Origin of the sequence: Stappia sp. (genome assembly GCF_048261845.1) — a bacterium.
Classification (GTDB): Bacteria; Pseudomonadota; Alphaproteobacteria; order Rhizobiales; family Stappiaceae; genus Stappia.
In genome coordinates, this window is record NZ_JBLXFR010000002.1 from 92,428 (window position 1) to 110,344 (window position 17,917).

The 17,917-nt window shown below is 65.5% G+C and carries 15 protein-coding genes; 6 read left to right on the forward strand and 9 right to left on the reverse strand.

Features of this window, described 5'->3' with window-relative positions; translation table 11 throughout:
- Positions 1–6: 6 nt before the first annotated feature.
- From ACN0T5_RS01775 to ACN0T5_RS01790, 4 genes are all read left to right on the forward strand, one after another.
- Positions 7–1,251, forward strand: a complete 1,245-nt coding sequence (locus ACN0T5_RS01775) for an NAD(P)/FAD-dependent oxidoreductase (protein WP_417766898.1) — start codon at positions 7–9, stop codon at positions 1,249–1,251.
- 27 nt (positions 1,252–1,278) lie between these two features.
- On the forward strand, positions 1,279–2,310 hold the full coding sequence (locus ACN0T5_RS01780) for a 4-hydroxyproline epimerase (RefSeq protein WP_417766899.1): 1,032 nt from the start codon (positions 1,279–1,281) through the stop codon (positions 2,308–2,310).
- Between the two features lie 74 nt (positions 2,311–2,384).
- On the forward strand, positions 2,385–3,497 hold the full coding sequence (locus tag ACN0T5_RS01785) for an ATP-dependent DNA helicase (protein ID WP_306029044.1): 1,113 nt from the start codon (positions 2,385–2,387) through the stop codon (positions 3,495–3,497).
- 121 nt (positions 3,498–3,618) lie between these two features.
- On the forward strand, positions 3,619–6,120 hold the full coding sequence (locus ACN0T5_RS01790; RefSeq protein WP_417766900.1) for a Tex family protein: 2,502 nt from the start codon (positions 3,619–3,621) through the stop codon (positions 6,118–6,120).
- A 55-nt stretch (positions 6,121–6,175) separates the two neighbouring features.
- On the opposite strand, the gene ACN0T5_RS01795 is transcribed toward ACN0T5_RS01790, so the two are convergent.
- From ACN0T5_RS01795 to bfr, 3 genes are all read right to left on the reverse strand, one after another.
- A complete protein-coding gene (locus ACN0T5_RS01795) occupies positions 6,176–7,048 on the reverse strand; it encodes a 2-keto-4-pentenoate hydratase (protein ID WP_417766901.1) in 873 nt (290 codons plus the stop codon).
- Positions 7,049–7,125: 77 nt separating this feature from the next.
- Positions 7,126–8,298 (reverse strand): lipase family protein, encoded by a 1,173-nt coding sequence (locus tag ACN0T5_RS01800; RefSeq protein WP_417766902.1) that lies wholly within the window; start codon positions 8,296–8,298, stop codon positions 7,126–7,128.
- Positions 8,299–8,472: 174 nt separating this feature from the next.
- The gene (bfr, locus tag ACN0T5_RS01805) at positions 8,473–8,958 is read right to left on the reverse strand and encodes a bacterioferritin (protein WP_417766903.1); all 486 of its coding nucleotides are present in this window, start codon (positions 8,956–8,958) and stop codon (positions 8,473–8,475) included.
- 277 nt (positions 8,959–9,235) lie between these two features.
- On the opposite strand from bfr, the gene ACN0T5_RS01810 reads away from it, so the two are divergent.
- Positions 9,236–9,634: a DUF2177 family protein gene (locus ACN0T5_RS01810; protein WP_417766904.1), complete on the forward strand. Its 399-nt coding sequence runs from the start codon at positions 9,236–9,238 to the stop codon at positions 9,632–9,634.
- 140 nt (positions 9,635–9,774) lie between these two features.
- Complete coding sequence (locus ACN0T5_RS01815) at positions 9,775–10,533, forward strand: SDR family oxidoreductase (RefSeq protein ID WP_417766905.1); 759 nt, start codon at positions 9,775–9,777, stop codon at positions 10,531–10,533.
- A gap of 15 nt (positions 10,534–10,548) precedes the next feature.
- Here the strand turns inward: ACN0T5_RS01815 and urtE are convergent, their stop codons facing one another.
- From urtE to ACN0T5_RS01845, 6 genes are all read right to left on the reverse strand, one after another.
- A complete protein-coding gene (gene urtE / locus ACN0T5_RS01820) occupies positions 10,549–11,244 on the reverse strand; it encodes an urea ABC transporter ATP-binding subunit UrtE (protein WP_417766906.1) in 696 nt (231 codons plus the stop codon).
- Between the two features lie 25 nt (positions 11,245–11,269).
- On the reverse strand, positions 11,270–12,031 hold the full coding sequence (gene urtD / locus ACN0T5_RS01825; protein WP_417766907.1) for an urea ABC transporter ATP-binding protein UrtD: 762 nt from the start codon (positions 12,029–12,031) through the stop codon (positions 11,270–11,272).
- A gap of 5 nt (positions 12,032–12,036) precedes the next feature.
- Positions 12,037–13,224, reverse strand: coding sequence for an urea ABC transporter permease subunit UrtC (urtC, locus tag ACN0T5_RS01830; protein WP_417766908.1), 1,188 nt, complete (start codon positions 13,222–13,224; stop codon positions 12,037–12,039).
- A 37-nt stretch (positions 13,225–13,261) separates the two neighbouring features.
- Entirely contained in the window at positions 13,262–14,956 is a 1,695-nt protein-coding gene (urtB, locus tag ACN0T5_RS01835; protein ID WP_417766909.1) for an urea ABC transporter permease subunit UrtB, read from the reverse strand.
- 108 nt (positions 14,957–15,064) lie between these two features.
- Positions 15,065–16,363: an urea ABC transporter substrate-binding protein gene (gene urtA, locus ACN0T5_RS01840; RefSeq protein WP_417766910.1), complete on the reverse strand. Its 1,299-nt coding sequence runs from the start codon at positions 16,361–16,363 to the stop codon at positions 15,065–15,067.
- 250 nt (positions 16,364–16,613) lie between these two features.
- Complete coding sequence (locus ACN0T5_RS01845) at positions 16,614–17,843, reverse strand: CaiB/BaiF CoA transferase family protein (protein ID WP_417766911.1); 1,230 nt, start codon at positions 17,841–17,843, stop codon at positions 16,614–16,616.
- Between the last annotated feature and the right edge of the window lie 74 nt (positions 17,844–17,917).

Below are 17,917 nucleotides of genomic sequence, written 5' to 3' on the forward strand. Positions count from 1 at the left end.
CGCATCATGAGCGACCTGCCCCATGTGACCATTCTTGGCGCCGGCGTGATCGGCCTTGCAACAGCGGCGACGCTGCTGGGGCGCGGCCATGCGGTCACCGTGATCGACCGGGGCGAGCCTGGCGGCGCGACGTCGCGCGGCAATGCGTCAGGCATCGCCTGGACGGATGTCGCGCCGCTCGCCTCACCGGGTATCTGGCGCAAGGCGCCCGGCTGGCTGTTTGACCCGCTCGGCCCGCTGTCGCTGCGGCCTTCCTATGCGATCTCGGTACTGCCCTGGATGCTGCGTTTCGTGGCGGCGTCACGGCCGGCGTCCTGGCGCAGGTCGATTTCCGCCATCGCCGCCCTGAACGCCGCGGCCGTGCCGGCATGGGAGCGGCTGTGGAGCGAGACGGGAAGCGGGGGACGGGTGCGCCGCGAGGGGTGCCTCGACGTCTTCGACAAGCCGCGGGAGATCGCGGCCGCGCGTGCCGGTTGGCAATTGCAGCGCGATCACGGCATCGAGGTGCACGAGCTTTCCGGCGATGCGATGCGCGAGATGGAGCCGGATCTCGGACCGGGGGTCGCCGGAGGCGCCTTCATCCCGGGGTGGATGCATCTCGACGACCCGCACGGAATGTGCCTCGACCTGGCGGCCCATGTGCGGGCGCGTGGCGGTACGATCGAGGCCGGTGAAGCCGTGCATGTCGGGCGCAGCGGCGACGGGACCGTGCTGCGCCTGCGCGACGGCCCGGTCCGGAAGACCGAACAACTGGTGATTGCCTGCGGTGCGTGGTCGCGCCGGTTTGCAACGGCGCTCGGAGAGGATGTGCCGCTCGACACCGAGCGCGGTTACAATATCACTGTGCCGGAACCGGGCGTCTCCTTCCGTCGGTTTGTCATGCTGGCGGGCTACGGGTTCGTGCTGTCGCCGATCGGGCCGGGCCTGCGCATTGGCGGGGCGGTGGAGTTTGCAGGGCTCGATGCCGCACCGAACTGGAAACGGGTCGATGCGCTTGTCACACGGGCGAAACGGGTGGTGCCGGGGTTGAACACGGAGCGGGGCGAGCGCTGGATGGGGTTCCGTCCCTCCCTGCCCGACAGCCTGCCGGTGATCTCCCCCAGCCGCACGACGCCGGGCGTTACCTATGCGTTTGGTCATGCACATCACGGCTTGACGCAGGCCGCGGTTACCGGCGATCTGGTTGCCGACCTGATCGCGGGCCGTGCGCCAGCGATCGACCTTTCGCCCTATGCCATCGACCGGTTCTGACATCCGGTCTCCATTCGGGAGCTCATCGTGGCCCGCCACACCTTCTTCTGCATCGACGGCCATACCTGCGGCAATCCCGTGCGCCTCGTCGCTGGCGGCGGGCCGCAGCTCGCCGGTGACAGCATGCTGGCGCGGCGCGCCGATTTTCTCGCCCGCCATGACTGGATCCGCACCGGGCTGATGTTCGAACCACGCGGCCACGACATGATGTCCGGCTCGATCCTCTACCCGCCGACGCGGTCCGACTGCGATATCGGCGTTCTCTATATCGAGACTTCCGGGTGCCTGCCGATGTGCGGACACGGCACCATCGGCACGGTGACGATGGCGATCGAGGAAGGGCTGCTGCGGCCGGCAACTCCGGGGACTGCCCGGCTTGAAACCCCGGCGGGCCTCGTCATTGCCGATTACGAGATGGACGGCGAGCACGTGAAGAGCGTGCGCCTGACCAACGTGCCGTCCTTCCTTGCAGCACGAGACCTGGAGATCGACTGCCCGGAACTTGGCCGGCTAAAGTTCGACGTTGCCTATGGCGGCAATTTCTACGCGATCATCGAGCCGCAGGAAAATTTCGCCGGCGTCGGCTCGGTCGATATCGACCGGCTGGTGGCGATCAGTCCCGCGCTTCGGACGGCGCTGAACGAGACTTTCGAGATGGTCCATCCGGAAGACGCGCGCATCCGCGGCATCACGCATATCCAATGGACGGGGCCTGCGACGCAACCGGGAGCGGATGCCCGCAACGCCGTCTTCTACGGGGACAAGGCGATTGACCGGAGCCCCTGCGGTACAGGGACCTCGGCACGGCTTGCCCAGTTGCATGGGCGCGGGTTGCTGAAGGCTGGCGACCGCTTCGTGCATGAAAGCGTCATCGGCTCGCTGTTCACCGGCGGGATCAAGGCGGAGACGACGGTTGGCGGTTTGCCCGCCATCATTCCGACCATCGAAGGCTGGGCGGTAAAGACCGGGACGTCGACGATCACGCTCGACGAACGCGATCCTTACATGGCCGGCTTTTCGGTCACGGGCACAGGCGTGAAGCTCTATCCGCGGCCGTGAAAAGCCCCGCGTGGCGGGTGCCATTTCGCGTGCCGAAGCTGTAGACAGGGAGCGAACCAAACGGGAATCGCTTCATGGACTGGTCTCCCCAGCAGCAGGACGCGCTTGCTGAAACGGCGCGCTGGCTGAAAACACGCGACAAGCAGGTGTTCCGCCTTTTCGGCTACGCCGGAACGGGCAAGACGACGCTTGCCCGGCATCTGGCCGAAGGCCTCGACGGAGATGTCGCCTTCGGCGCCTTCACAGGCAAGGCGGCGCATGTGCTGCGCCAGAAGGGTTGCGTCGACGCGACCACGATCCATGCCATGATCTACCGGCCGCGCGGCCGCAAGGACGACACGGAAGAGGAAGAGGGCTCGCTCAGTTTCTCCATCAACCGTGACAGTGTCGCGGCGAAGGCCAAGCTGATCGTCATCGACGAATGCTCGATGGTCGACGAGGATCTCGGCCGGGACCTTCTGTCTTTCGGGACGCCGGTGCTGGTGCTCGGCGACCCGGCGCAGCTTCCCCCGGTCAAGGGCGGCGGCTTCTTCACCGAGGCGGAACCCGACATCATGTTGTCGGAAGTGCACCGGCAGGCGCGCGACAATCCGATTGTTCACATGTCGATGCTGATCCGCGAAGGCGGCGACCTGACGCCGGGCCGCTATGGCGACAGCCGGATCATCTCGCGGCGCGAGATCGATGCGGGCGCGATCCTGGCCGCCGATCAGGTTCTGGTCGGAACCAACAAGACGCGGCGGCTCTACAATGGCCGCATCCGCGAGCTGAAGGGGTTCACCACGCCCATGCCGGCGGTGGGCGACAAGCTCGTGTGCCTGCGCAACGACAAGACCAAGGGGTTGCTCAACGGCGGATTGTGGACCGTTGACCGGTTGCGGCCGGCGCGGGGCAACACGCTGCGCTTCGACGTGCGCCCGGAGGACGAGGCGGGCGGCAAGTCGAAGGTTCAGGTCAAGGTGCTGCCCGGTCTTTTCGAAGAGGGCGCCGAGCAGCTTCCCTATGCCATACGGCGCCGGTCCGACGAGTTCGACTACGGCTACGCGCTGACAGTCCACAAGGCGCAAGGTTCGCAGTGGGACGATGTTGTGTTGTTCGACGAGAGCTGGGCCTTTCGCGAGTATCGGGACCGATGGCTCTATACGGCCGTGACGCGGGCCGCGCATACCATCACCGTCGTGCGCTGATTGCCGGCGCGCCTGTGGGCAATCCGGCGCGGGAGTGGCATCCGGGGGCGACGGGGCGTATGGTGCGCGCCCGCCTGTCCTTGTCGCCAAGGTGGCGCCCCAGCTCGTACGGATGCCCCGCATGACAGATTCCCATACCGATGCCCCGGAGGCTCCGGCTTCCCCTTCTTCTCCCGGCACGAAGGCATTCCTGCCGCCGGCGGTGGCGGCGAAGATCGCCGGCCGTATCGCGGGTGAGCTCTCCTGCCGCCCGGAGCAGGTCGCAGCGACGGTGGAACTTCTGGATGGCGGGGCGACCGTGCCTTTCGTCGCACGCTACCGGAAGGAGGCGACCGGAGGGCTTGACGACACCCAGCTGCGCACGCTTGAGGAGCGGCTCACCTATCTGCGCGAGATGGAGGAGCGGCGTGCGGCGATCCTGAAATCCGTCGAGGAGCAGGGCAAGCTCGATGCGGACCTGAGCGCGAAGATCCTCGCCGCCGATACCAAGGCGCAGCTCGAGGATCTCTATCTTCCCTTCAAGAAGAAGCGGCGGACCAAGGCACAGATCGCCCGCGAGGCGGGGCTCGAGCCTCTGGCGGATGCGCTTCTCGGCGATCCTTCCCGTGATCCGCAGAAGGAAGCGGCCCGGTTCGTCGATGCGGAGAAGGGAGTTGCCGACGAGAAGGCGGCCCTCGATGGGGCCAGGCAGATCCTGATGGAGAGGTTTTCCGAGGACGCTGCCCTAGTCGGGCGGTTGCGCTCCCATCTGGCGCGCGGCGGGGTGCTGCGATCGCGGGTTGTCGACGGGCAGGCAGAGGCGGGCGCCAAGTTCTCCGATTATTTCGATTATCGCGAGAAGTGGGCCGATGTGCCGAGCCACCGCGCGCTGGCGCTGCTGCGCGGACGCAATGAAGGCGTGCTGGCTCTGGAACTCGTGGTCGACGAGGAGGATAGCGACCCGGTGCGGCCCGTGGAGCGCATGGTGATGCATGCCGCCGGCATCGAGGTGCGAGGCCGGCCGGCGGACAAGTGGCTTGCAGAAACGGCGCGCTGGGCCTGGCGGGTGAAGCTGTCGCTGCATCTGGAACTCGACCTGATGAACACGCTGCGAGAGCGGGCCGAGGACGAAGCCATTCACGTTTTTGCCCGGAATCTGAAGGACCTGTTGTTGGCGGCGCCCGCCGGCCACAAGGCGGTGCTCGGTCTCGATCCCGGCATCCGGACCGGCGTCAAGGTGGCCGTTGTCGATGCCACCGGCAAGCTGGTGGAGACGGCGACCGTCTATCCGTTCCAGCCTCGCAACGACGTATCGGGTGCAAAGGCGGTGCTCAAGGCGCTGATCGCCCGGCACGGAACCACGCTCGTGGCCATCGGCAACGGCACCGCGAGCCGGGAGACCGACCGGCTTGTCGCGGAACTGATGACGGAGGTTCCCGAAGCGCGGTTGACGCGGGTCATCGTCAACGAAGCCGGAGCCTCGATCTACTCGGCCAGCGCGCTTGCCGCGCGCGAGCTTCCCGATGTCGACGTATCGCTGCGCGGCGCGGCCTCGATCGCGCGCCGGCTGCAGGATCCGCTGGCGGAGCTTGTAAAGATCGAACCCAAGTCCATCGGCGTCGGTCAGTACCAACATGACGTCAACCAGACCAAGCTTGCCCGTTCGCTCGACGCGGTGGTGGAGGATGCCGTGAACGCCGTCGGCGTCGATCTCAACACCGCATCCGTTGCCCTGCTTGGCCGGGTCTCGGGCCTTTCCGCAGGATTGGCGGAGGCGATTGTCGCGCATCGCGAGGCGAATGGCGCGTTTCGCGACCGCAGGGCGCTGCTGAAGGTCGCAAGGCTCGGGCCCAAGGCCTTCGAGCAATGCGCCGGCTTCCTGCGCGTTCCAGGTGGAGACAATCCGCTCGATGCCTCATCGGTGCATCCGGAAGCCTATCCGGTGGCAAGTCGCATCGTGAAGGCATGCGGAAGGCCGCTTTCCGAAGTCATGGGCAATGCGGGACTGCTGAAGACGCTCGACCCGGCCGATTTCGTCGACGAGGCCTTCGGCCTGCCGACGGTGCGCGACATCCTGGCGGAACTGGAGAAGCCGGGACGCGACCCGCGACCCGAATTCAAGACGGCACGGCTTGCCGAGGGCATCGAGACGATGAACGACCTCAAGCCGGGCATGGGTCTTGAGGGCACGGTCACCAATGTCACGAATTTCGGTGCCTTCGTCGATATCGGCGTTCATCAGGACGGGCTTGTCCATGTGTCGCAGATCGCCGACCGGTTCGTCCGGGATCCGGCGGAAATCGTGAAGGCCGGCGACATCGTGCGGGTGCGGGTGATCGAGGTCGACATGGCGCGCAAGCGCATTGCCCTGACGATGCGCAAGGATGGCGGGGCGGACGCCGGCCAGCCGGGAGCGCGCGGCGCGGGAGCGGGCCGCAATCCACGTGACGACGACCCGAGAGGCGGGCGTCGCGGCGACGGGACAAGGGGAGACAAGCCCCGAGGAGGCGGGCCCGGTGTCGGCGGGCCCAAGGGGAGCGGCCCGAAGGGCGGAGGGCGCTCCGGTGGCAGCGCCTCGCAGGGCGGGGGCGATGGCGCGATGGCCGCGGCCCTCGCTGCGGCCTTCAACAAGAAGAAGCGCTGAAAAAGCCAGGGGCCCGGGACGCCGGGCCCGTCTGACAGCGACCGGGCGGCAAGACCTACTTGAAGGACGCGCCAATCTTCGGAGTGCCGGGCAGGCCCTCATAGGTCAGCGTCACGCTCATGCCCGGTTTCATCGGGTGGAGCGGGCCGATGGAGCCAACGGAGACGAGGTCTCCCGGCTTCAGCGCCTTGCCCTGGGCCTTGAGAACGCCGGCGATCCACGTCACTGCATTGAGCGGGTTGCCGAGAACCGCCTTGCCGGGAGCGGCCGAGAGCGTTTCGCCGCTCGCATCGTCGGTGAGGCGGGCGGTGAAGTCGGCGAGCATCGCGACGCCTTCCGCGCCCTGAGGCAGGACGATCAACTCGCCCATGACACCGTGCCAGGCGCCGACATTGATGGCGGTAATCGCCGCGCCGTCGAGTTTCTCGTCCTTGCCGACAAGAAGAGCGGGAAGCTCCAGGAAAGGGCGGACGCCGGCGATCGCGGCCAGAACCTCTTCGGGCGTAGAGGCCTCGTTCACCGCCGCGTCGGCGATCTCGACGACCAGATCGGCCTCGAAAAGCGCGCGGACGGCCTCGGACGGACTGACACTTGCGCCGGGTTCCAGAAGCATGCCCTTGAGCAGCGTGCCGAAGACCGGCTCGGTGACGCCGAAGACCTCCTGTGACTTTGGCGAGGTGAGGCCTGCCTTGTAGCCGACCACCGGCCCGAGGTCAGCGGACAGGCGGGCGACTATGTTGGTCTGCGCGCACAGCGCATCGGCGATCGACCCGCCGGCCGCAACAGGCGCGGTGGTCGGCCGCGCGGCGGCACGGTCAGTGAGGAACGCCTCGATTGCGGCATCGTCCGGACATGCGGCGCGGGCCGGCAACGTGAGTGTGACCATCGCGCCGAGCGCCAGCGCGAGACCGAAACCGAGCTTGTGCATTTCCCCAAGTCCTCCCAAAGACCTTTTCAGTGCCTGCGCGGGAGAGTGCCGGGCGGCGGGGGCAATGACAAGCGTTCTCACGAGAGAGACCGGTTTGGCGCGTATTGCTCCTGCAGGTAGATCCAGTAGTTGCCCAGATGGTGCTGCCAGAAGAAGTCCTTGGGGTCGGCCGGATTGGCTCCGGGCACCGCAAACAGCGGGACCAGGGACCCGGCAGTGGCGAAGTTCAACGAGAGCTGGATACGCGAGAGCATGCCGTCGATCGTGCTGGCCACCGACGCCCCGTCGAGCCGGAGGCTTTGCGAGCGGCCGGGAAGAATGGTTTCCGATACGGTGTCTTCGCGGAAGAGCCTCGCCTTGAGGTCGCTTGCGACATCGAGTGCATGGGCAACGGCTTGCAGGCGGGCGGCCTCGACAGCCGGTTCCACGCTCGCACAGAGCGCGGCGATGCGCGGATCGACAAAAGAGGATCGCGAGCCACCATATTCATGCAAGGGGTTGGGCGTGTCGAGATCGCCAGGCCCCTGGAGCGTGAATGGAACCTCCGGCACCCAGCCTTGCGTGCTGGCGATTGTCCAGCCGAGCCCCTTGATGCCGGCGACAAAGGCGTAATCGTATCCGTAATGGTCGTTGCCGGGCTTGGCCGGGGCGAAGACATAGGTCTTGCAAGACAAGCCGGATATTCCGGAAATGATGCCGGATGCATGCCGGATGAAGGAGGTCAGCAACGTCGCGATGGAGGCGCCCTGGCTGTGCCCGGTGACGAAAATCTCTGTCTGCGGGTCAAGCGAGAGTTCGCCCAGCGTGGCAAGAAGCGGGCGATCCGTCGTCAGCAACATCAGAAGAAGGCTGAGACTGAAGCCCAGATGCGTGCCTGCGACAACAGCGCTGCCCGTTTCGTCCCGGGCGAGGTGGAAGGGAAAGTCGAGTTTCACCCCGCCGGCCCTGATCGCAAGATCGAGACGGGCGTCAACCAGCGGGAACAGCAGGTCGGCGAGAATGCTTGCCTCGGTGTCAACCGTGCCGCGCACGACGATCGCATACTGGCCGGGCCTGGCGTCGTTGCGCCAGACCTGCCAGAGATTGTCGAGCAGGGTGGGGGCGGAAGGGGACAGACTGTCGACCTTCGACCAGCCGAGGGCGCGGGGGTCCGGCGTGGGGGCGGGGATCGCCGGTACGCCATAGATTGCCTGCGACAGGGCGATCATCGCGGTTGCTTCGGTGAAATCGAAACCCGGCTGAAGTGCCATGCCCCCGGTTCCTTCTGCCTGCGTGGGTGTGCCACAGCATAGACCGGGAATACCTGTTGGGGTTGTATTTTTTTATTTCTGCCCTTTATGCGGTTTTCGGCGCATCAGGCGCGAAAAAAACCGCCGCGCGAGTTGCGCGGCGGTTGAATGCGTGACGGTTCGTGAATGCGTGGTTCACTCGGCTTCGTCGGCGGATCCGGAGTTGAGCAGCGAGTAGCGCTCCACACCAATCTTGTCGAGCAGCTCGAGCTGGGTCTCGAGGAAGTCGATATGACCTTCCTCGTCGGCCAGGAGTGCCTCGAACAGTTTCATGGAGACGTAATCGCCCTCGTCATGGCAGATGTCGCGCGATTTGGAGTAGGAGGCACGGGCGTCGTGCTCGCCTGCAAGATCGGACTCCAGGACTTCCTTGACATCCTGACCGATGCGCAGCGGCGCTACTTTCTGCAGGTTCGGGTGGCCCTCGAGGAAGAGGATGCGCTCGATGATCTTGTCAGCGTGCTGCATTTCCTCAATGGATTCGGCGCGCTCTTTCTTGGCAAGCTTGGTAAGGCCCCAGTCGTCAAGCATGCGGTAGTGCAGCCAGTACTGGTTGACGGCGCCGAGCTCCAGGAAGAGGGCCTCGTTGAGCCTTTCGATAACCTTTTTACTGCCTTTCATACGATGCTCTCCTTTCGTGTTCGCGGACCACGCGGAATGTGCGACGAAGGCCGCGCGTAAACGTTAATTTAGAATTATTCCAATCGAGTGTGAAGGGGCTACGCTGAAAATGGGTGTCCGGATCGATATTTTCCGGTGCATGACGTGGCTGATGCCGACACAACGGGCAGGGGGCCTGTGCGGTTCCCGAGGTTGCGATGCCAAGTGAACCGATACGTTCCGGACTGCGTTAAAGGTAGCAGCCGTCACGCAAGGAACCGTCCCAAGGAATTTGTCCATGTCTCATGCGATCGCCTTCCTCGCCACAGCCGTCGTCTTCTTCGGTCTCGACTATCTGTGGCTTGCACGGATCGCAGGGCCCTTCTATCGCGAGCGACTCGGCACTCTGATGGCGGACGAAGTCAATTTCGCGGTCGCGGGGGCATTCTATGCCGTCTATGTGGTCGGCATTGTGATCTTCGCGGTTGCACCGGCATTGCGTTCCGGACTTTGGCAGGACGCCCTTCTCTACGGGTGCCTTTTCGGCTTCTTCGCATATGCGACCTATGATTTCACCAATCTGGCGACACTGCGGGACTGGCCGATCGATGTCACCCTTATCGACATTGCCTGGGGAACATTCGTGACCGGTGCTTCGGCAACGGCGGGCTTTCTGGTTGCCCGCAACTTCGGCTGACCGGTTCGCCCGGGAGGGGGCAGAAGTTCCCCAAGAGGCCGTCGCGACTTGCGTTTTCCGATCCTCCACGTCCATTGTAGCGGCAATGAAGGATGTCCGGTGACCAGCGGTGCCGGGACACGCAAAGCGGAGGAAGCAGCATGGCGGGTGCGGGGGATGTGGCACTGGTGACGGGAGCGACGGCAGGCGTTGGCAAGGCTTGTGCCATCGCCTTTCTCAAGGCGGGGTACCGGACGGTTCTGGCCGGTCGGCGTGCGGCGCTCCTCGACAGCGCCATTGCCGAATCGAGCGCCGATCCGGCCAACGCGCTTGCGGTTGCCTGCGATGTCAGCGACCCGGCTGCGGTCGACACTCTTTTCGCCGCGATCGAGGACCGGTTCGGCCGGCTCGACGTGGTCTTCAACAATGCCGGCACGACGGTGCTCGGGACGCCGGTTGGCGACCTGTCCTTCGAGGACTGGCGCAAGGTGATGTCGGTCAATCTCGACGGTGCCTTCCTGATCGCGCGCGGTGCCTTCCGGGCGATGCGCGCACAGGACCCGCAGGGCGGGCGGATCATCAACAACGGCTCGATTTCAGCTTACGTGCCGCGCCCGGGATCTGTCGCCTATACGGCATCGAAGCACGCAATCACCGGGCTGACGCGGTCGATCTCCCTCGACGGACGGTCCTGCAATGTCGCCTGCGGACAGATCGATATCGGCAATGCGGCTTCCGACATGACGGTTCGCATGAGCGAGGGCGTGCCCCAGCCCGACGGAACGGTGCGTTCGGAACCGGTCATGCCGGTGGACAATGTCGCTGTCTCGGTCCTGCACATGGCGAGCCTGCCGCTGGAGGCCAACGTGCAGTTCATGACCGTCATGGCGACGGCCATGCCTTACATCGGTCGCGGTTGACACGGGGCGTGTTGCTCAGACGGTGAGGTGGGCGCGCACGGCGCTCTCCTCAAGCTGGTTGCGGGGGCCGGCCAGCACCACCTCGCCACGGTCCATCACCGCGAAGTGATCCGCCAGGTCGCGGGCGAACTCGAAATACTGCTCGACCAGGATGATCGCCATCTCGCCGGTGTCGCGCAGGAACGAGATCGCCCGGCCGATATCCTTGATGATCGACGGCTGGATGCCTTCCGTCGGTTCGTCGAGGATGAGCAGGCGCGGCTTCATGACGATGGCCCGGCCGATGGCGAGTTGCTGTTGCTGACCGCCGGAAAGATCGCCGCCGCGCCGCGACAGCATGTCCTTCAGAACCGGAAACAGCTCGAAGACCGTGTCCGGCACCCGGCGTTCCGAGCGCGGCAGGACGGAAAAGCCGGTCTCGAGATTCTCGCGGACGCTGAGCAGCGGGAAGATGTCACGGCCCTGGGGCACCAGCGCGATGCCCTTGCGGGCGCGCTGATAGGGCGTCAGGCGCGATATGTCCTCGCCGTTCCAGCGGATGGCGCCTCGTGAAATCGCCTGCTGCCCGGCGATCGCCCGAAGGGTGGAGGTCTTGCCGACGCCGTTGCGGCCCATCACGCAGGTGACCTTGCCGGCTTCCGCTGTGAGCGAGACCCTCTTCAGGGCCTGGGCCGCGCCGTAGTGCAGATCAATGGCTTCGACGCTCAGCATCGCTGAGGCGTTCGCCGGTCCGGGTTCAACGGCCGAGATAGACATCAATCACCTTCTGGTCGGAGGAGACATGGTCGAGCGAGCCTTCGGCCAGAACCGAGCCTTCGTGCAGCACGGTCACCTTGACATCGAGTGCCCGCACAAAGGTCATGTCGTGCTCGACCACCACGACGGAATGGGTCTGGGCGATGTCACGCAGGAGGTCGGCGGTGGCTGCCGTTTCCGCGTCTGTCATGCCGGCTGCCGGTTCGTCGATCAGCAGCAGCTGCGGGTCCTGCGCCAGCAGCATGCCGATTTCCAGCCACTGCTTCTGGCCGTGGCTGAGGTCGCCGGCAAGATCGTCGCGCCGGCTGTCGAGCCGCACCAGCTCGAGCAGGGCATTGATGCTACCCTGCTCGACAGGGGCCTGGCGGTGGAAGAGTGTCGCGAACGGTCCGCGCGGGGCCTTGAGCGCGAGCGCGATGTTGTCTTCGACCGTATGACTTTCGAAGACGGTGGGTTTCTGGAACTTGCGACCGATGCCGAAACCGGCGATTTCCGCCTCGTCATGGCGGGTGAGGTCGATGTCCTTGTCGAACCGCAACGTGCCGGTGTCGGGCCGGGTCTTGCCGGTGATGACGTCCATCATTGTCGTCTTGCCGGCCCCGTTCGGTCCGATGATGGCCCGCATCTCGTTGCGGCCGATGAGGAAGGACAGGTTGTTGAGCGCCTTGAATCCGTCGAACGAGACGCTGACGCCATCGAGATAGAGAAGCGAGGAGTGAATGGTCGGGGTTTGTGTGCTCATGCTGTTCACTCCGCCGCCTGGCCTTGCACGGCGTCATCGGCCGCTGTCGGGATGCCGCTGTCCCGGTTCCCTCCCGAAGCGGCGTTGCGTGCTCTGCGGGCGGAAAGCCTGGACTTCAGGGTGTTGAAGAGGCCGACGATGCCCTTTGGCAGGAAAAGGGTGACGGCGACGAAGAGGGCGCCGAGTGCGAAGAGCCAGATCTCGGGAAGGGCGGCGGTGAACCAGCTCTTGGCGAAGTTGACGAGAACGGCACCGATGACCGGCCCGACCAATGTTCCGCGGCCGCCGACGGCCACCCATATCACCGCCTCGATGGAATTCGCCGGGGCGAACTCGCCCGGATTGATGATGCCGACCTGGGGGACATAAAGCGCGCCGGCAAGGCCTGCCATCATCGCCGAGACCGTCCAGACGAACAGCTTGTAGTGCTCGACGCGGTAACCGAGGAAGCGGGTGCGGCTTTCCGCGTCGCGCAGCGCGACCAGCACCTTGCCGAGTTTCGATCCGGTGATGGCGATGGCCAGCACCAGCCCGGCGGCAAGCGCCAGGGCCGAGGCGGAAAAGAGGCCGGCGCGGGTGGCGTCCGACTGCACGGAAAAGCCGAGAATGTCCTTGAAGTCGGTCAGTCCGTTGTTGCCGCCGAACCCCATGTCATTGCGGAAGAAGGCCAGCAGCAGCGCGTAGGTCATCGCCTGGGTGATGATCGAGAGGTAGACGCCCGTCACCCGCGAGCGGAAGGCGAACCAGCCGAAGACGAAGGCGAGCAGACCCGGGACCGCGAGCGCCATCACAAGGGCAAAGGGGAAGGCGTCGAAGCCGTACCAGTACCAGGGCAGCTCCGGCCAGTTGAGGAAGACCATGAAATCTGGCAGGAGCGGATCGCCATAGACGCCACGGGTTCCGATCTGGCGCATCAGGTACATGCCCATGGCGTAGCCGCCGAGTGCGAAGAAGGCGGCGTGACCCAGCGAGAGAATGCCGCAATAGCCCCAGACGAGATCGAGGGCGAGGGCGAGCAACGCATAGGTCAGGTATTTGCCGGCCAGTGTCACCGCATAGGTCGGCACGTGCAGCGGGTGGCTGGCGGGCAGGGCAAGATTGAGCACCGGGACGAGGATCGCGGCGGCGATCAACACCAGGAGCAGGACGAGGCGGCCGCCGGTCAGCCCGCCGGAAAGATATCGCGAGATCATGGCTGGACGCTCCGGCTCCGGTTGAAAGGCGCAAGGCTCATGCTTCCACCGCCCGGCCCTTTTGCGCGAACAGGCCGCGCGGACGCTTCTGGATGAACAGGATGATGAAGACGAGGACCAGGATCTTGGCCAGCACCGCGCCTGCGAAGGGTTCAAGGAACTTGTTGGCGATGCCGAGCGTCATGGCGCCGAGCAGGGTTCCCCAGAGATTGCCGACGCCGCCGAAGACCACGACCATGAAGCTGTCGATGATGTAGGACTGGCCGAGATTGGGCGAGACATTGTCGATCTGCGACAGCGCCACCCCGGCGATCCCCGCGATGCCGGACCCGAGGCCAAAGGTGAGGGCGTCGACCCATGGCGTGCGGATGCCCATGGACGCCGCCATCCGGCGGTTCTGGGTGACGGCCCTCACGTTGAGGCCGAAACGGGTGAACTTCATCGCGATCAGAAGCGAGGCGAAGACGACAAGCGCGAAGACGAGGATCCACAGCCGGTTGTAGGTGATGGTCAGCTGGCCGATCTCGAAGGCACCCGACATGAAGGCCGGGTTGCCGACCTCCTGGTTGGTCGGGCCGAAGAGGGAGCGCACCGCCTGCTGCAGGATCAGCGAAACGCCCCATGTGGCGAGCAGGGTCTCCAGCGGGCGGTTGTGCAGGAACCGGATGATGCCGCGCTCGATGCCGACACCGACAAGGCCGGCGACGAGAAAGGCGGCCGGCAGGGCGACCAGAAGCGAATAGTCGAAGAGCTCCGGCGCCAGCGTGCGGAACACGTTCTGGATGACGAAGGTGGTGTAGGCGCCGAGCATCACCATCTCGCCATGTGCCATGTTGATGACGCCCATCACGCCGAAGGTGATGGCAAGACCGATGGCGGCGAGAAGCAGGACAGACCCAAGCGACAGGCCGAACCAGATGTTGCGGGCGGTGTCCCATGCGGCCTGGAGCTTCTGGATGCTGGCGATCGCGGCACCCGCCGCCTCGTGAAGCTCGGCCTGCGTGCCGTTCGTCACGGCGGTGAGAAGCGACAGCGCATCCCGGTCGCCTCGCCCGGCGAGGGTTTCGATCGCGGCAAGCCTGTCGTCGAGAGGACGGTCCGAACCGAGGATCGCGGCGGCACGGGCCTCGCGCATGAGTGTGGCAACTGAAGGATCGGTCTCGGCGGCAATGGCGGCTTCGAGCGCGGGGATGGCGTCGGCATCGCGGGCCTTGAAGATGGCCTCGGCCGCCTGGGCACGGATGACGGGGTCCGGGGCGCGCAGGGTCAGGCCGCCGAGGGCGGCGCGAATCGAGCGGCGCAAGCGGTTGTTGACGCGGATCTTGTCGAGGGCGCTGCCGGAAAGGGCGCCGAGATCGGCGCCCGTGAGCGGGTCGGTGAGCGCGTAGGCGCCGCCCGAGCGTTTGCCGACCACGACCAGCGCGTCGGACTTGCGGACATAAAGGTCGCCCTCGGACAGGGCTTCAAGGGCCTTGACGACCAGCGGGTCTCCGGTTTCGGCAAGCCTGCCGACCTGCTTCTCCGTGTCGCTGAAGGAGCCTTTTGCGAGCGCGTTGACGAGTTCCCGCAAGGCCGGGTCGACCTCCTGGGACAGGGCGGCGCCGCCGGGTGCGGCGAGGGCTGCAAGAAGAATGAAAAGGGTGGCGGTCCACGCGGCGGCAATCCGGCGGGCGCGTTGCGCAAGCCCGGATCGCGCGGCCGATCTCCGGAAAACGGGTTGGGTCAAGATCATGGGGATTGAACCTGTCACGGAGCCTGTCCGGGTAAAGATGGGAGAGGCGGGCAAAGGAGGAGGCGGATCTGGCGTCCGCCTCCCTCCCCTCTGGATGCGGTGGCCGGATTAGCTGCCCGAGCCGCCGCACTTGCCCGTGACGGTGTTGAAGTTGCCGCAGGAAAGCGGCTTGCGCCAATCGGCGATCAGGTCCTTGGAGCCGTCGAGATAGTCGGACCAGGCATCGCCGACGACGAGGCCGGAGGTCTCCCACACGGTCTCGAACTGGCCGTCGTCCTGGATCTCGCCGATCAGCACCGGCTTGGTGATGTGGTGGTTCGGCATCATCGCGGAATAACCGCCGGTCAGGTTCGGCACCGAGACGCCGACGATGGCGTCGATGACCGCATCCGGGTCGGTGCTGCCGGCCTTCTCCACCGCCTTCACCCACATGTTGAAGCCGATATAGTGGGCTTCCATGGGATCGTTGGTGACGCGCTTTTCGTCGCCGATATAGGCTTTCCAGGCGGAGATGAACTCGGCATTGGCCGGCGTGTCGACGGACTGGAAGTAGTTCCAGGCGGCGAGATGACCGACCAGCGGGCCGGTGTCGAGACCGGCAAGCTCTTCCTCGCCGACCGAGAAGGCGACGACGGGGATGTCCTCGGCCTTGATGCCGGCATTGCCCAGTTCCTTGTAGAAGGGCACGTTGGCATCGCCATTGATGGTGGAGACGACGGCGGTCTTCTTGCCGGCGGAGCCAAAGGACTTGATGTCGGAGACGATCGTCTGCCAGTCGGAATGCCCGAACGGCGTGTAGTTGATCATGATGTCTTCCTCGGCCACACCCTTCGATTTCAGGTAGGCTTCGAGGATCTTGTTGGTCGTGCGCGGATAGACGTAGTCGGTGCCGGCCAGAACCCAGCGCTCGACGCCTTCCTCGTTCATCAGGTAGTCGACGGCGGGAACCGCCTGCTGGTTGGGAGCGGCGCCCGTGTAGAAGACGTTGCGCTGGCTCTCCTCGCCCTCATACTGGACCGGGTAGAAGAGCAGCGAGTTGAGCTCCTCGAACACCGGCAGGACGGACTTGCGCGACACGGAGGTCCAGCAGCCGAAAACCGCCGAGACGCCATTGACCTGAACCAGCTCGCGGGCCTTTTCGGCGAAGAGCGGCCAGTCGGAGGCCGGATCGACAACGACCGCCTCGAGTTTCTTGCCGAGAAGACCGCCCTTCTTGTTCTGCTCCTCGATGAGCATCAGCATGGCGTCCTTCAGCGTCGTCTCCGAAATGGCCATGGTGCCGGAGAGCGAGTGCAGGATGCCGACCTTGATGGTCTCCTCCTGGGCGAAGGCGCCGGTGAAGGCGGTGGAGGTCATGAGCGCGCCGAGCGCGAGTGCGGCGATTGAACCTGAGCGATTGTTTTTCATCTGTTTCCCCTCTGTCGCGTCTCCCCGGGAGGAAGAGCCGGGACACAGAGGATCAAGATGCGTGCCAACTCGGCCGCAGATGTTACCGAAACCTTAACCGGCTGGATTCGCTTCGCTTTGCCGGCACGGTCGGCGACCGGACCGCGCCGCCCGGTGAAAAGGCGTTCGCACAGGATGTTTGCACAATTGTGCAGCGCATCGGGAAACTGCACACATTTTCAGCAAAAGTGCCGTTGCGGCAGTCCCGCGCTTATCGCCCCTCGACAATGCCGGATTGTTCGAGGGTGCCGATTTCGGCTTCGGACAGTCCGAGGACGTTTGCCAGCACCTCGCGGGTGTGCTCGCCCAGCATCGGCGGGGCGACCTTGTCGTTGACCGGCGTCCTGGAAAACCGCAGCGGGCTTGCAACGCCGGGCACCGTGCCGCCGCTGCCATGCGGCAGGGCCGGGTTCATCAGCCCGCGCGCCTTCGCCTGCGGCTCCTCGAACACTTCCGCGATGGTGTTGATCGGCCCGCAGGGCACGGCGGCGGCCTCGAGTGCCTCGATCCACTCGCGGGTGGTCCGGGTGGCGATGATTTCGGCAACCATCGGCACGAGGATCTCGCGGTTTTTCACCCGATCCCGGTTGACGGCGAAGCGCGGGTCGGCGGCAAGCTCGGGCCGACCGACAACCTCGCAGAAGCGGACGAACTGGCCGTCATTGCCGACGGCAAGGATGAGGTGGCCGTCGGCGCTGGCGAAGACCTCGTAAGGAACGATGGCGGTGTGCGCGTTGCCCATGCGCACGGGCGAATTGCCCGAGACGAGGTAGCTGAGCGCCTGATTGGCAAGCGAGGCGACCTGCACGTCGAAGAGGGCGATGTCGATATGCTGGCCCTCGCCACTGCGCTCGCGGTGCGCAAGCGCGCCGAGGATGGCGATGGTGGCATTCAGCCCGGTCAGCACGTCGGCAAGCGCCACGCCCGCCTTCTGCGGCCCGCCACCCGGCAGCGCGTCGCGTTCGCCGGTCACCGACATCAGCCCGGCCATGCCCTGGATCATGAAGTCGTAGCCGGCGCGCTGGGCGTATGGCCCGGTCTGGCCGAAGCCGGTGATCGAGCAATAGATCAGGCCCGGATTGCTCTTCGAAAGGCTGTCATAGTCGAGGCCGTATTTCTTCAGGCCGCCGACCTTGTAATTCTCGACCAGGATGTCGGACTTTTTGGCCAGCTCGATGATGAGCGCGCGGCCCTTCTCGCTGGCGATGTCGACGGCGACCGACTTCTTGCCCCGGTTGGCGGCCATGAAATAGGCGCTCTCGCCGCTTGCCGCCCCCCCGTCCACGAAGGGAGGCCCCCAGCCGCGCGTGTCGTCGCCGCTGCCGGGCCGCTCGATCTTGATGACGTCGGCGCCCATGTCGGCGAGCGCCTGTGTCGACCAGGGGCCGGCGAGGACACGGGAGAGGTCGAGCACGCGCAGATGCGAAAGCGGGGCGGTCATGACGGGCCTTCCTTGCAGCGAAAGACCGGTGCGTCTGCCCCGGTCACGGCCCCCCGGTCATAACTCCGGCATCG

Excerpts from the sequence above, each read along its gene's own strand:
- ACN0T5_RS01775 (WP_417766898.1), top strand. The coding sequence starts at position 7 with ATGAGCGACCTGCCCCATGTGACCATTCTTGGCGCCGGCGTGATCGGC.
- ACN0T5_RS01785 (WP_306029044.1), top strand. The coding sequence starts at position 2,385 with ATGGACTGGTCTCCCCAGCAGCAGGACGCGCTTGCTGAAACGGCGCGC.
- ACN0T5_RS01790 (WP_417766900.1), top strand. The coding sequence starts at position 3,619 with ATGACAGATTCCCATACCGATGCCCCGGAGGCTCCGGCTTCCCCTTCT.
- ACN0T5_RS01795 (WP_417766901.1), bottom strand. The coding sequence starts at position 7,048 with ATGCACAAGCTCGGTTTCGGTCTCGCGCTGGCGCTCGGCGCGATGGTC.
- ACN0T5_RS01800 (WP_417766902.1), bottom strand. The coding sequence starts at position 8,298 with ATGGCACTTCAGCCGGGTTTCGATTTCACCGAAGCAACCGCGATGATC.
- bfr (WP_417766903.1), bottom strand. The coding sequence starts at position 8,958 with ATGAAAGGCAGTAAAAAGGTTATCGAAAGGCTCAACGAGGCCCTCTTC.
- ACN0T5_RS01810 (WP_417766904.1), top strand. The coding sequence starts at position 9,236 with ATGTCTCATGCGATCGCCTTCCTCGCCACAGCCGTCGTCTTCTTCGGT.
- ACN0T5_RS01815 (WP_417766905.1), top strand. The coding sequence starts at position 9,775 with ATGGCGGGTGCGGGGGATGTGGCACTGGTGACGGGAGCGACGGCAGGC.
- urtE (WP_417766906.1), bottom strand. The coding sequence starts at position 11,244 with ATGCTGAGCGTCGAAGCCATTGATCTGCACTACGGCGCGGCCCAGGCC.
- urtD (WP_417766907.1), bottom strand. The coding sequence starts at position 12,031 with ATGAGCACACAAACCCCGACCATTCACTCCTCGCTTCTCTATCTCGAT.
- urtC (WP_417766908.1), bottom strand. The coding sequence starts at position 13,224 with ATGATCTCGCGATATCTTTCCGGCGGGCTGACCGGCGGCCGCCTCGTC.
- urtB (WP_417766909.1), bottom strand. The coding sequence starts at position 14,956 with ATGATCTTGACCCAACCCGTTTTCCGGAGATCGGCCGCGCGATCCGGG.
- urtA (WP_417766910.1), bottom strand. The coding sequence starts at position 16,363 with ATGAAAAACAATCGCTCAGGTTCAATCGCCGCACTCGCGCTCGGCGCG.
- ACN0T5_RS01845 (WP_417766911.1), bottom strand. The coding sequence starts at position 17,843 with ATGACCGCCCCGCTTTCGCATCTGCGCGTGCTCGACCTCTCCCGTGTC.